The 13,253-nt window shown below is 57.9% G+C and carries 14 protein-coding genes; 1 reads left to right on the top strand and 13 read right to left on the bottom strand.

The window, feature by feature from the left end:
- Nucleotides 1–91: 91 nt before the first annotated feature.
- The 12 genes from phoB to DI396_RS11950 all read right to left on the bottom strand — a co-directional run bounded on the left by phoB (nucleotide 92) and on the right by DI396_RS11950 (nucleotide 11,750).
- Nucleotides 92–781, bottom strand: coding sequence for a phosphate regulon transcriptional regulator PhoB (phoB, locus tag DI396_RS11890; protein ID WP_110796432.1), 690 nt, complete (start codon nucleotides 779–781; stop codon nucleotides 92–94).
- A 3-nt stretch (nucleotides 782–784) separates the two neighbouring features.
- Complete coding sequence (gene phoU / locus DI396_RS11895; protein ID WP_110796433.1) at nucleotides 785–1,504, bottom strand: phosphate signaling complex protein PhoU; 720 nt, start codon at nucleotides 1,502–1,504, stop codon at nucleotides 785–787.
- Between the two features lie 4 nt (nucleotides 1,505–1,508).
- Nucleotides 1,509–2,306 carry a phosphate ABC transporter ATP-binding protein PstB gene (pstB, locus tag DI396_RS11900; RefSeq protein ID WP_110796434.1) on the bottom strand — a complete coding sequence of 266 codons (798 nt, stop codon included), beginning with the start codon at nucleotides 2,304–2,306 and terminating at the stop codon, nucleotides 1,509–1,511.
- Between the two features lie 11 nt (nucleotides 2,307–2,317).
- Nucleotides 2,318–3,682 carry a phosphate ABC transporter permease PstA gene (gene pstA, locus DI396_RS11905; RefSeq protein WP_110796435.1) on the bottom strand — a complete coding sequence of 455 codons (1,365 nt, stop codon included), beginning with the start codon at nucleotides 3,680–3,682 and terminating at the stop codon, nucleotides 2,318–2,320.
- Nucleotides 3,679–4,917 carry a phosphate ABC transporter permease subunit PstC gene (pstC, locus tag DI396_RS11910; RefSeq protein WP_110796436.1) on the bottom strand — a complete coding sequence of 413 codons (1,239 nt, stop codon included), beginning with the start codon at nucleotides 4,915–4,917 and terminating at the stop codon, nucleotides 3,679–3,681. The genes pstA and pstC overlap by 4 nt, the downstream gene beginning before the upstream one ends.
- 78 nt (nucleotides 4,918–4,995) lie before the next feature.
- Nucleotides 4,996–6,039: a substrate-binding domain-containing protein gene (locus DI396_RS11915; protein WP_110796437.1), complete on the bottom strand. Its 1,044-nt coding sequence runs from the start codon at nucleotides 6,037–6,039 to the stop codon at nucleotides 4,996–4,998.
- Between the two features lie 296 nt (nucleotides 6,040–6,335).
- On the bottom strand, nucleotides 6,336–8,747 hold the full coding sequence (gene pheT / locus DI396_RS11920; protein WP_110796438.1) for a phenylalanine--tRNA ligase subunit beta: 2,412 nt from the start codon (nucleotides 8,745–8,747) through the stop codon (nucleotides 6,336–6,338).
- Between the two features lie 337 nt (nucleotides 8,748–9,084).
- Complete coding sequence (pheS, locus tag DI396_RS11930) at nucleotides 9,085–10,158, bottom strand: phenylalanine--tRNA ligase subunit alpha (RefSeq protein ID WP_110796440.1); 1,074 nt, start codon at nucleotides 10,156–10,158, stop codon at nucleotides 9,085–9,087.
- 149 nt (nucleotides 10,159–10,307) lie between these two features.
- On the bottom strand, nucleotides 10,308–10,670 hold the full coding sequence (gene rplT / locus DI396_RS11935; RefSeq protein ID WP_110796441.1) for a 50S ribosomal protein L20: 363 nt from the start codon (nucleotides 10,668–10,670) through the stop codon (nucleotides 10,308–10,310).
- 12 nt (nucleotides 10,671–10,682) lie between these two features.
- Entirely contained in the window at nucleotides 10,683–10,883 is a 201-nt protein-coding gene (rpmI, locus tag DI396_RS11940; RefSeq protein WP_110796474.1) for a 50S ribosomal protein L35, read from the bottom strand.
- 188 nt (nucleotides 10,884–11,071) lie between these two features.
- Nucleotides 11,072–11,413: a phage holin family protein gene (locus DI396_RS11945; protein ID WP_110796442.1), complete on the bottom strand. Its 342-nt coding sequence runs from the start codon at nucleotides 11,411–11,413 to the stop codon at nucleotides 11,072–11,074.
- A gap of 10 nt (nucleotides 11,414–11,423) precedes the next feature.
- Nucleotides 11,424–11,750: an ElaB/YgaM/YqjD family protein gene (locus DI396_RS11950; protein WP_110796443.1), complete on the bottom strand. Its 327-nt coding sequence runs from the start codon at nucleotides 11,748–11,750 to the stop codon at nucleotides 11,424–11,426.
- 209 nt (nucleotides 11,751–11,959) lie between these two features.
- Between DI396_RS11950 and DI396_RS11955 the strand changes: the two genes are divergently transcribed.
- Nucleotides 11,960–12,130, top strand: coding sequence for a DUF1328 domain-containing protein (locus tag DI396_RS11955; RefSeq protein WP_110796444.1), 171 nt, complete (start codon nucleotides 11,960–11,962; stop codon nucleotides 12,128–12,130).
- Nucleotides 12,131–12,311: 181 nt separating this feature from the next.
- Here DI396_RS11955 and DI396_RS11960 read toward each other — a convergent pair whose 3' ends face one another.
- The gene (locus DI396_RS11960) at nucleotides 12,312–13,154 is read right to left on the bottom strand and encodes a response regulator (RefSeq protein ID WP_110796445.1); all 843 of its coding nucleotides are present in this window, start codon (nucleotides 13,152–13,154) and stop codon (nucleotides 12,312–12,314) included.
- Between the last annotated feature and the right edge of the window lie 99 nt (nucleotides 13,155–13,253).

Below are 13,253 nucleotides of genomic sequence, written 5' to 3' on the forward strand. Positions count from 1 at the left end.
GCGCCTGCGACACCTGTTGCAAACCACACCGGATCCACCAGCTTGGAACGGCCTTTGGTTCTAGTGCATCTGAGAAATCTCAGCCGGCCAGTTACCCCAACGCATATCCCGCGCCGCGCACCGTGCGCAGGGGATCATCGCCGCCATATACGCAAAGCGCCTTGCGCAGCCGGCCGATGTGCACATCCACGGTCCGCGTATCCACATAGATATCGCGGCCCCAGACCCGATCAAGCAATTGCTCGCGGCTCCACACCCGTCCCGGCTTTTCCATAAAGGTCGACAGCAACCGGAACTCGGTCGGTCCCAATTTCAACGGTTGCTCGTCGCGTGTGACCTTATGGGTTTCCGCATCCAATACGATCCCGTCAAAATTCAACTTCTGCCCCACCGCCGCCGGACGGGTGCGGCGCAATTGTGTGCGCACACGCGCCATCAATTCGACCACGGAATAGGGTTTCACCACATAATCGTCCGCGCCTGTCTCAAGCCCGCGCACGCGGTCGGCCTCTTCAGAGCGCGCCGACAACATGATAATCGGCACATTCCGCGTTGCCGGACGGGTCTTGAGGCGTCGGCAGATCTCGATCCCCGACACGCCGGGCAACATCCAGTCGAGCACAATCAAATCCGGCACCACCTCGTCCACCAACATCAGGGCTTCGTCGCCATTGACCGCACGGCTGACCTCAAAGCCTTCCGCTTCGAGGTTATAGGCCAAGATCTCGCGCTGCGCCGGTTCATCTTCTACCAACAAAACCCGCAAGTGATCTGCCGCCATGAGTTAGCCCTCCACCTCGATGGCCACGGTTGATGTCACATCCGCTTTGGTGCGCGCCTCTTCCGGCATCTCGCCCGTGACCAGATAGATCACCTGCTCGGCGATCGACGTCGCGTGATCGCCCATCCGCTCGATGTTCTTGGCGATGAAGTGCAAGTGCATACAGGCGGTGATGTTGCGCGGGTCTTCCATCATATAAGTCAAAAATTCACGGAACAGCGCATTATACATCTGGTCGACTTCGCGATCGCGCTCGCGCACCGCCTCGGCCATATCCACATCGCGTTGGATATAGGCATCCAGCGACATTTTCAGCATCTGCTCGACTTCGCGCGCCATCCGGCGGATAGATTTGGACGCGCCGCCAACGGGTTGCATTTGCACCAGAACGCCCGTGCGCTTGGCAAGGTTTTTGGCATAATCTCCGCAACGCTCCAAGGATGATGCGATCTTCATCACCGTCAGAACCGTCCGCAAATCGGTGGCCTGCGGCGCCCGCAAGGCAATCACCCGCGCGGCCTCGTCGTTGACCTGCTCCTCAAGGCCATCAATCACCTTGTCGAGCGCGCGCACCTTTTCCGCCAGTTCATCGTCGCGTTCTTCAAGCGAGCGCGCGGCATCGGCGATATTGGCTTCGACAAGGCCACCCATTTTCATGATCAGCGCCTGAATGGCCTCAAGGTCGCGGTCGAAAACGCTGGCGATATGTTGATCGTTTACCATCTGATTATCCAATCCGTCCGGTGATATAGCTCTCGGTGCGCGGGTCGACGGGGTTGGTGAAAATCTGCCCCGTTTCGCCAAACTCTACCAGATTGCCAAGGTGGAAGAACGCGGTTTTCTGACTGACGCGCGCGGCTTGTTGCATCGAATGCGTCACGATGACGACGCTATATTGCGAGCGCAATTCATCGATCAATTCTTCGACCTGCGCCGTCGCAATCGGGTCAAGCGCCGAACATGGCTCGTCCATCAACAGCACTTCGGGTTCGGTCGCCACTGCCCGCGCGATGCACAACCGCTGCTGCTGCCCGCCGGACAATCCGGTGCCGGGCGCGTCGAGGCGGTCTTTGACCTCGTCCCAAATGGCACCACGACGCAGGCTCTTTTCGACGATGATATCGAGATCGGCTTTGGTCTTGGCCATGCCGTGAATGCGCGGGCCGTAAGCGATATTGTCATAAATCGATTTCGGGAACGGATTGGGTTTTTGAAACACCATCCCGACCTTGGCGCGCAATTGCACCGGATCGACTTTGGGGTCGTAGATGTCTTCGCCATCAAGGCGAATCTCGCCTTCGACGCGGCAAATATCAATCGTGTCATTCATCCGGTTAAGGCAACGCAAAAAGGTGGATTTGCCGCAACCCGACGGCCCGATAAATGCCGTCACGGTCTTGTCTTCGATATCGACATCGACGTCTTTGATCGCATGGGTGTCGGCGTAGTAAACCTGACAACCCCGGGCCGCGATCTTGATTTCATTCACGTCCACGTCTCTCTCCATTATTCGCATATCATTCATGTCACTTGCCCCTACCAGCGGCGTTCAAAACGGCGGCGCAGCATCACCGCTACGGCATTCATCGCCACAAGGAAAATCAACAATACGATGATCGCACCCGAAGCACGCTCAACAAAGGCCGGATCAGCGCGTTGGGTCCAGTTAAAGACCTGCACCGGAAGCGCCGTGGACGGTTCGCCAAAAAGGCCGCTCTCGGGGCTCCACGCAGCGGGATATTCGCGCACAAAAGCCACCATCCCGATCAAGAGCAAAGGCGCGGTTTCGCCCAAGGCCTGCGCCAATCCGATGATTGTGCCGGTCAAAATGCCCGGTGCCGCCAACGGCAGGACATGGTGCATCACCGATTGCATTTTCGAGGCGCCCAACCCCAGCCCCGCGTCGCGGATCGACGGCGGGACCGCCTTAAGCGCGGCGCGTGTGGCGATGATGATCGTCGGCAATGTCATCAAGGTCAGAACCAGCCCGCCAACAATCGGCGCAGACGCTCGCATACCGGCGAAGTTGATGAAAATTGCCAGACCAAGAATACCGAACACAATCGACGGAACCGCCGCAAGGTTCGAAATATTCACCTCAATAATGTCGGTCCAACGGTTCTTGGGCGCAAATTCTTCGAGATAGATCGACGCCGCAACGCCGATCACCGGTGCCAGTATCAGAACCGTCAGCATCATGTAGATCGATCCGAGGATCGCCACTCCCAACCCTGCCGCTTCGGGACGTTGATCCGAGGCATCCGGTGCAATCAAGAACGCCCAGTTGAATTTGGTCTTGAGCAAGCCGCGCTCTTTGAGCGCATCAGCCAACATCAATTGCTCGGGCGTCACATTGCCGTCCAACTCGGCGCTGTCCATCGTGACGCGGCCCTTGTAATACCCGTCGATCCGTCCGTTGGCCAGTAAGGTGAAGTCCTGCGTTGTTCCGATCAAATCAGGATCGGCCAAAACCGCATTGCGCACGGTTGCGGCCGCCTCTTTCGAGATGATCTTCCCCGCATCCTTGTCGCTCAGCCCGTCAATCTCGATCCCTTCCTGGGCGAGAAAATCGTTCAAAGAGGTCTTCAATACTCCGGCATAGCCGATGGTTGTCACCTTCTTCAGGTTCGCCAGCTCCCGGTCGCCTTTTTTATCAAGCTTGGCCTCGTTGAGATGCACGGGGATGGTCAAATAGGTCTGTTTAAAGGCGCCCGATCCGGTTCCGACGATCGACACCAACAACATCACCAGAGCCAGAACCCCGATCCCGACCGCTGCAAGGCCATAGGCGCGAAAGCGGGCCTCGGCGGAATTGCGGCGCTTGGTCCGTGCGTCCGGTTGCAATAGCGATTTACGCGGGACCGGCACGGCGCCGCTCTTTGACATATTCGCGTCGGTCATTCGTATTGCTCCCGATATTTGCGCACGACGTAGAGCGCCAGCACATTGAGGCCGAGTGTGAACACAAACAGCGTCAACCCCAAGGCAAAGGCCACCAAAGTTTCCGGCGCGGCAAAATCCGTATCGCCGGTCAACTGGCTGACAATTTTAACTGTGATGGTGGTCATCGCCTCAAAGGGATTTACCACCGCGCCAACGCCTGATTTGAACTGTGCCGCTGCGGCGCCCGCACCCAACACCACAATCATCGTTTCGCCAATCGCGCGGCTCGCCGCCAAAAGGATCGCGCCGACAATACCCGGAAGCGCCGCAGGCACGACCACCTGTTTGATGGTCTCAGATTTTGTCGCGCCAAGCCCCAAAGAGCCATCGCGCATCGCCTGTGGCACCGCATTGATAATATCGTCGGACAAGGAAGACACGAAGGGGATCAACATGACGCCCATCACCAACCCCGCCGTCATCACCGATGATCCGCTTTCGCCCAACCCCATCGGCTGTGCAAAGTAGTCGCGCAACATTGGTCCGACGGTGATCAACGCGAAGAGACCGTAAACGATGGTCGGAATACCTGCGAGAACCTCGATCAACGGCTTGGCCACTGCGCGGATTTTCGGCCCGGCGTATTCCGACAAATAGATCGCCGCAAACAACCCGATCGGCACCGCAACCACAAGCGCGATCAGGCTGATGTAAAGCGTGCCCCAAAGCAGTGGCAAAATCCCGAGCTCGCTATCGCCGCGAAAATCCGGTGCCCAGGTCACCCCGAAAAAGAACTCTTTCCACGAATATTGCGAAAAGAAATTCCCGGTTTCCAACAACATTGACATCACAATGCCGACGGTGGTGAAAATCGCGATGGAGGCAGAAAAAATCAACAGCACCAAGATCCATCTCTCGGCTGCATTGCGCGCGCGATACTCCGGCGAAATTCTGGCCAACGCCAAAATCGCCCCCGCGAGAGACAGCGCCAGAACCACCCATGGCACCCCGACGTCCATGCCCTCTGGCAGGGTGAATCCGTCGGATTTCAACGCGACCTGCCGCACCATCATATAGGCCAGGAACAGAGCCGTCGCAGGCACAAAAGCCGTCAGCGCCGTGTTGAGCCCGTGGTAAACTGCGCGCGAATGGCGGCGCACCGACCCATCCGTCGCAGCGATCCGCAGGCGCCCAAAAAAATACCCCACGACGGAAATCACGAGGACGCAGATAAAGGAAAGAGCCAAGGACATGCAGAATTCGCTTTTGCTTTGGGTAGAAGAGTGGCGGCCTGCAATCAGGCCACCACCGAGAGTGCATAAGCCCTGGGCTTACATGGCGTTGCCACCTTCGACAGCCGCCTGGGTTTGCTCAAGCTCGGGATCAGACACGAGGCCATATTCGGCGAGCGGGCCATCGGGGCCAGCCATGTCGTCAGAAACGAAGAACTCGGCATATTCTTGCAAGCCGGGGACCTCGCCCAAATGCGCACTCTTGACGTAGAAATAGAGCGGACGCGACACGGGATATTCACCGGAAGCAATGCTTTCGGTCGAAGGCGCAACGCCGGACATGGTTGCGACCTGCAACTTGTCGGTGTTGTTTTCGTAGAAGGCCAGACCGAAGACACCGATGCCGTCTTTGTTGCTTTCGATACGGGCAAGTGTTTCGGTGTAATCGCCGTCAATATCGACCGAAGTGCCATCGGTGCGCAGCGAGATACAAGCCTTCTCGGCAGCTTTCTTTTTGGCCTTGTCGCTGTCGCCTTGCGCCACTGCGAGGAACGCTTCAAAGGCGCCGGTATCTTCACATCCTTTAAGGATCACTTTGTCTTCAAACACTTCGCGCGTGCCGTGCTTGGTGCCGGGGACAAAGGCTTGGATATTTTGCGCCGGAAGGTCCGGGTTCACATCGGCCCATGTTTTGTTCGGGTTGGCGACGATCTGACCATCTACGACGATCTTGTCGGACAGCGCCAAAAACCAATCGGACGGCGTGTATTCGAAACCGTTGCCGTTGATGTCCGAGGCAAAGACGATGCCGTCATAACCGATGCGGACTTCCATGATATCGGTCACACCATTCTCGGCGCAGGCCTTGATTTCGGAGTCTTTGATTTTGCGCGAAGCATTTGCCACATCGATGGTGCTTTCGCCGACACCTTCGCAGAATCTCTTGAGACCGGCGGACGAGCCGCCCGATTCCACAACCGGTGTCGGGAAGTCAAAGTTTTCGCCAAACGCTTCGGCAACGATGGCCGCATAGGGCAGGACGGTCGAAGAACCGGCAACTTGAACTTGGTCACGCGCCGAAGCCGCAGTGGCGGAAACGGCAGCGATCGCCAGAGCGGAGGCGGACAGTTTGATAAGGGACATGATAGCTCCTACAGGGTTATATCTCGCGGCCGACTTCATCTTCGGCCTTAGGGTGACCTAAAACCTCGGCATGTCGCTTATGTAATGGTTTTGTAACAGATTTATGAAACCCCGAAAAATACACCTAATTACTTGAAGTAGAACAATTAAAATACGCCATCATAGATCAAAAATCGCACAAAAGCGCCCCATGGCACCCCTCAGATGTAACAAAGAATCAAACCGCCCGCGCCGGATGCTAACAAAAAAGCCGCCCCATTTCCGGGGCGGCTTCATGTTTGCGATCTGCAGCGGCTTCAACCGCGCAGCGTGCCGCCTGTCGCCTTGGCAACCTTTTCGACAATCTTGGCGCTGACCGCCTCGATATCCGCTTCTTTCAGCGTCTTATCGACCGGTTGCAACCGCACCGTCACGGCGATGGATTTCTTCCCCGCGCCCATCTGTGCTTCGGCCGTCTCGCCGGTGAATTCATCGAACACATGCACGTTCTCGATCAAAACCTTATCCACACCTGCCGCCGCATTGACCAATGTCAGCGCTTCAACATCCGTGTCGACCACAAAGGCAAAATCGCGTTCAACCGCTTGCAGATCGCGGATCGCCAAAGCAGGCCGCGTCGCGGATTTCTTCTTCGGCAATGGCACCTCGGCGGGATAGATCGTGAAGCCAACCACCGGCCCTTTGACGCCCATTTCGGCCAGAACCTTGGGGTGCAATTCCCCAAAGACACCCAAAACCTTTTTCGGCCCAAGGCAGAGTTTACCGTGACGCCCCGGATGCCACCACGCGTCGGCACCGCGCAGGATTTGCACCTTGGCGGGGGCACCAATGGCGGACAAAACCGCTTCGGCATCGGCCTTGGCATCGTAAAGATCAACGCTGCGCATCTCACCATGCACATCGCGCGGACCGGTGCGGCCCACAAGAATGCCGCTGATCTGCACCTGTTGATCGTCCGGCTCACCGCCGCTAAATGCGGGGCCAACCTCGAACAGCGCCAGATCATGAAAGCCGCGCGATTGGTTGCGCGCCGCCGCTTGCAGCAAACCGGCCAACACCGACGGGCGCATATGGCTCATTTCGCTGGAAATCGGGTTTTCAAGCATCGTTGCATCGGTGCCGCCGCCGAACAGCGCCGCAGAGGCCTGATCGATGAAGCTATAGGTCACACATTCATTGTAGCCCAAGCTCGCCGCCATCCGCCGCGCCGCGCTTTCGCGCACCTGCGCCCGGCTGAGGATCGGGGCGGGAATGCCGTCCGTTCCGCGCGCCAAGGGCCGCCCTTCGAGCTTGGTCAAGGACGCCACACGCGCCACCTCTTCGACCAGATCGGCAGAGCCTTGCACATCGCCGCGCCATGACGGCACATGCGCCATATCGCCTTCGATCACAAAACCCAACGCCGTCAACGTGCGGCGTTGCTCGTCGGCGGGAATGTCCATGCCGACGAGGCTTTGCACGCGGTCGGTATCAAGCTTGTAGGCCCGCGCCACATCGGGCACCTCGCCCGCGACAACGACTTCGGAGGCCTCACCGCCGCAAAGATCAAGGATCATCTGCGCGGCATCCTCGATGGCCTGCATGTTATATGCCGGATCGATGCCACGCTCGTTGCGATAGCGCGCGTCCGAATTGATCTTGAGCGCGCGGCCGGTTTTAGCGATCTGGATCGTGTCCCAAAGCGCCGCTTCGAGAAAGACGTTTACCGTCTCTTCGGTGCAGCCCGTCGCCGCGCCGCCCATGATACCTGCGATGCTCTCGACGCCCGTGTCATCGGAAATCACCACCATGCCCTCGGCCAGCGTATAGTCCTTGTCGTCAAGCGCGGTCATCACTTCGCCGCCTTTGGCGCGATGAATGCGAAGATCGCCCTTAACCTTGTCGGCATCAAAGACATGCAGCGGCCGGTTGCGGTCATAGGTGAAGAAATTGGTGATATCGACCAAAGCCGAAATCGGGCGCAAGCCGATGGCGCGCAAACGGGTTTGCAGCCATTCCGGCGACGGTCCGTTTTTCACGCCGCGGATCAGCCGTCCGGCGAAAACCGCGCAGCCGCCATCGCGGGCGTCCGTGTCGATGCGCACGCCGATGGACGAAGCAAATGCGCCCGCAACCTTGGCCGTTTTGGCGGGCTTCATCGTGCCAAGCCCGCGCGCCGACAAATCCAACGCAATGCCGCGCACGCCAAGCGCATCGGGGCGGTTCGGCGTGATGGCAATGTCGATCACCGGATCGACCTTGGCCGGATCATGCTCAGTCAGCCAATCGGTGAATTCCTGCCCGACCTCACCCGAAGGCAATTCGATGATGCCGTCATGCTCTTCGGAGAGTTCCAATTCGCGTTCAGAGGCCATCATGCCGTGGCTTTCCACGCCGCGAATATTGCCCACCGAAAGCGTCACATCGATGCCGGGCACATAATCGCCCGGTTTACACAGAACCACAGTGATGCCTTCGCGCGCATTGGGTGCGCCGCAAACGATTTGCTTCTCGCCCTCGTCGGTTTGCACGGTGCAGACGCGCAATTTATCCGCATCGGGATGCTTTTCCGCATGGGTGACTTTGGCAAGGGTAAAGCCTGACAGCTTGGCCGCCGGATCACTGACCTCTTCGACCTCAAGCCCGAGGTCGGTCAGTGCATAAAGGATCTCGTCCAGCGTCGCGGTCGTATCCAGATGCTCTTTGAGCCAAGAGAGTGTGAATTTCATGTGTCCGTTTCCTTAGACTTAGTCAGCAGCACGAATAGCCCTATCCCTGAGCAAATCAGAAATAGGGGCACGACGAAAAACCAACTAAAGATCGCAATGATCGACGCGCCAATACCCATTGTTCCGGCAACATATCCGCTTCCTGCGGTAATAATCGCCGCGCCCGAACTGTGAGTCACGGCAGAAATCCCCAATACTGCGAGTAGTGATTTCGCGCCAAGAGCCAGAGCGCCAACACCGGAGGCTACCCCCGCACTCCATTGGCCTGTCTTGGTATCACGTGTGTATCCCGCCAATTTGAAAAGCTTTTCAGAAACCGAAGCTTTAAGCTGCCTAATCAACGGCTGAGCCCTCCGTGCAATGTCGGTTGGTTCAAACACGAGAACCCGTAATGGCGCAGCCAGCGCAGGTCGCTGTCGAAAAACGCGCGCAGGTCGGGGATGCCGTATTTCAGCATCGCCAAACGGTCGATGCCCATGCCAAAGGCAAAACCTTGCCACGTGTCGGGATCAACGCCCGCCGCTTGCAAAACCTTGGGGTGCACCATGCCGGAGCCAAGGACTTCCATCCATCCGTCGCCTTCGCCGATGCGCAATTGGCCATCCACCCAAGAACATTGAATATCCACTTCCGCCGAAGGTTCGGTAAAGGGGAAATGCGAGGCGCGGAAACGGGTTTTGATGCCGTCGATTTCGAAAAAGGCGGCAAAGAACTCTTCCAGAACCCATTTGAGGTTCGCCATAGAGATATCCTTGCCGATGGCGAGCCCCTCGACCTGATGGAACATCGGGGTGTGGGTTTGGTCATAATCCGACCGATACACCCGCCCCGGCGCAATCACGCGGATCGGCGCGCCGCTTTTCTCCATCGCGCGGATTTGCACCGGCGAGGTATGGGTGCGCAAGACATGCGGCGGGCGGTCGTCGCCTTCCGCACGGTGCATATAGAAGGTGTCGAATTCTTGCCGCGCGGGGTGATGCGGCGGGATGTTGAGCGCATCGAAGTTGTAGAAATCATTCTCGATCTGCGGCCCTTCGGCAACGGCGAACCCGAGGTTGGCAAAAATCGCGCTGATCTCTTCGGTGACTTGGCTGACCGGATGCACGGTGCCTTGGGGGCGTCCGCGCGACGGCAGGGTCACGTCGAGCCATTCCGTCGCCAAACGCGCATCCAAAGCCGCATCGGACAAGGCCGACTTCTTCGCCGTCAGCGCCGTGTTGATCTCGTCCTTGAGGGCGTTCAATTTCGGCCCGACACTTTGGCGCTCTTCGGGGGTCATTTTGCCAAGCTCGCGCATCTTGAGCGCGACCTCGCCTTTTTTACCCACAGCAGCGATGCGGATCTCTTCCAGCGCCGCCTCGTCAGAGGCCGCTGCAATTGCAGCGATATACTTGTCTCTCAGATCGTCCATCCGATCCTCCTGTTCGTCCTTGGTCCCATCGACACGCGGATGCGGGCGGGGTTTGGGCCGTTGCTACCCAGCGGGGCGCGCAAACGCAAGAAGCCGCGGCCCATAAAGGCCCGCGGCTTCTCAAATGTCTAATCCCTGAACGGGATGGGTTACGCGAGCGCCGCCTTGGCTTGATCAACGATCGCGCCAAATGCTTCGGGCTCATGCACGGCCAGATCGGCCAGAACCTTACGGTCCACTTCAATACCGGCCAAGGACAGGCCGTTGATGAAGCGCGAGTATGTCAGCGCTTCGTCGTGGCTACGCACGGCGGCGTTGATCCGTTGGATCCACAGCGCGCGGAAGCTGCGCTTGCGCGCCTTACGGTCGCGTGTGGCATATTGGTTGGCCTTGTCCACGGCCTGCGTGGCGACGCGGAAAGTATTCTTACGGCGACCGTAATAACCTTTCGCGGCTTTGATGATTTTCTTGTGACGCGCGTGCGCGACGGTTCCGCCTTTGGTACGAGACATATCAAACCCTCCTTAACGCGAATACGGCATCATCGACTTGACGATTTTCTCGTCAGGCGCCGACAGCGTGGTTGTTCCGCGTGCATTGCGGAGGAATTTATTGGTGCGTTTGATCATGCCGTGCTGCTTGCCCGCTTGCGCGGCTTTCACACGGCCGCTGGCCGTCACTTTGAACCGCTTTTTGCAGCTCGATTTGGTCTTCATCTTGGGCATTTCCGTCTCCTGATTTTGGGTCGGTGTCAAACGCGACTCGGCATGCCACTTCGGGCCGGTCGCGCGATGGAAGCGCCTCATTAGGCGCAAACAGGTAAGCTGGCAAGCAAAAATCCAGCGTCCACCCCTAAAAATCATGGGGCGAACGCTGGATTATCTTGGCTTCGCGGTGCTGGATCGCGGACGACTTATCTGCGCGCGCGTTGCATCGCAGACCCCGCTTCAAGCCCGAAGGCAAAGGCCTGCGCCAGATTAGAGCCTTGCTTGGGGGCCTCTGCGCGCGGGGGCGCGGCGGGGGTACTGATCCGCTCGGGCTTTGACGCCGCGATAGCAAACAACACCGCCGCCAACCCGAAATACACCAAGGCGATGATCAATGCCGCACCTTGAGGCGCGTAATGCACCTGTAAAAACAGCCATGCCGCGACGGTCAAAAAACCCGCCCCGACCAGCAGCGCGATAAGTGCCACAAAGGATAGCGCGGCTTGGCGCGCCATCCTTCCGGCTTTGAATTTCAAAGAGGTGAGCATTGGCGCACTCTTATTTACGCGCCAGAAACAAACCGGCAATGAAACCGATACCTGCGGCAACACCCACCGAAAGCGCGGGTTTTTCCTGCACAAACTCTTCGGCCTGTTTGCTCAATTCGGCAGACTGCTCGCGCAACTGCGCCACCTGTGCCTCGCCGGTGGCACGGGCCGATGCGGCGCGCGCCTTGGCACCCTCTTTCAGATGCTCGCCTTGGGTCTTGCCGTACTCTGCCAATGTGCCGGTCAAGGCGGCCAGATCAGCTTTGAGCGCATCAACCTGCGCAGCCAGATCTTCGGTGGTGGTTTCAGCGGATTTCAATTTGGTTGCAGTCGCCATGATGTCTCTCCTGAGTATATATGAAACCGGCAGCGCGCGGTGCGCGATACTGCGGGCCGTTATTGCAGGTATAACGCACCTTCAGGGCATATGGTTCCATCCGCGTGCAAGAAAATGATCCATAAAATACGGGAACCGAACGGTGCGGCGGCGCGTTATTTATCCACAACGCGCATCCTGCGCCTTCTCAACCGGAAAGGATCAAGGCCATGCTATATTGGGCTGTAATTTTCTTCGTTGTCGCTATTATCGCCGGCGTGTTCGGCTTCGGTGGCATCGCCAGCGCCTCCGCTGGCATCGCTCAACTTCTCTTTGTGATCTTCTTTGTGCTGTTCATTATTGCAATGGTGGTGCGGGCGCTCAAAGGCCGCACGCCCTGAATGTGACTTGCGGCGCGGGCACCACAGGCCCGTGCCGTGTCTGCCTCGCAAGGCAGAGCAGAAGACAGGAAAAAGGCCGCACGGTTTATACCGCGCGGCCCTTTCTATTGCTCTTTTATCTATCGCCGGTTTTGCCCGATCATCCGCGCCGCAACGCCTCGCGACACCCGGGCGCCGCCACTCAGACCAACAAGGTTTCCGTCGACGAAAAGAACATCGCCTGGCTGGCAGCAAGCCGCACCTGTTCCTCGCTATAGGGTTTGGTGATTAAAAACGCCGGTTCGGGTTTTTCACCCGTGAGCAAACGTTCAGGGAAAGCCGTGATGAAAATCACCGGAATATCGCCCAGCGCCTTGAGAAGATCATTGACCGCGTCAATCCCTGACGAATTATCTGCCAATTGGATATCGGCGAGGATCAAATCAGGCCGCTCGGCCTTGCCCAATGCCACGGCCTCGGTGCGGGTGCGCGCAACGCCGGTGATCGCATGGCCCATGTGGGAGACGATGCTTTGCAAATCCATCGCGATAATCGCTTCGTCCTCGATGATCATGACCTTGCCCAAAATGCTATCGGCGATCTCGCGCTGTGCGATGGCGATCAATTCTTCTGCTTCGGCGTCGGAGACATCCATGATCTGCGCGACCTGACCAAAACGGAACTCCTCCACCGTATGAAGCAAAAGCGCCTCGCGGGTGTTGCGGGTCAGTTTCGACAAATGCGCCTGCGCTTTGGCAAAGGCTCCGTCTTTACCGGTTTCAACCGGCGCGCCGGAGCTGGCCCAAATCGCATGGAAGGCACGAAACAGCGCAACTTTGGCATCCAGTTCTTTATCGATGATATCAGGCGTTTCAAGCATCGCCTCAAGCGTGGCCGCAGCATAGGTATCGCCCGATGTTTGCGATCCGGTCAGCGCCCGCGCGTAACGACGCAAGTAGGGCAGGTTTTGGCCGATCTGGGTTACGAAATCACCACCGGTTTGTCCCGCAGTGGCTTCGTTCTCATTCGCAGCGGAAATCGTCATTGTAGAAAACACCCTTTTTTTCGTTTTTCAGGAACCAAACGCCGCAATCTGCGTTAAGTTCCAAGAAATCTCTTCAGAACCAGAAAATATCGTAGAAGG

It is taken from the genome of Litorivita pollutaquae (assembly GCF_003205515.1).
GTDB lineage: Bacteria > Pseudomonadota > Alphaproteobacteria > Rhodobacterales > Rhodobacteraceae > Litorivita > Litorivita pollutaquae.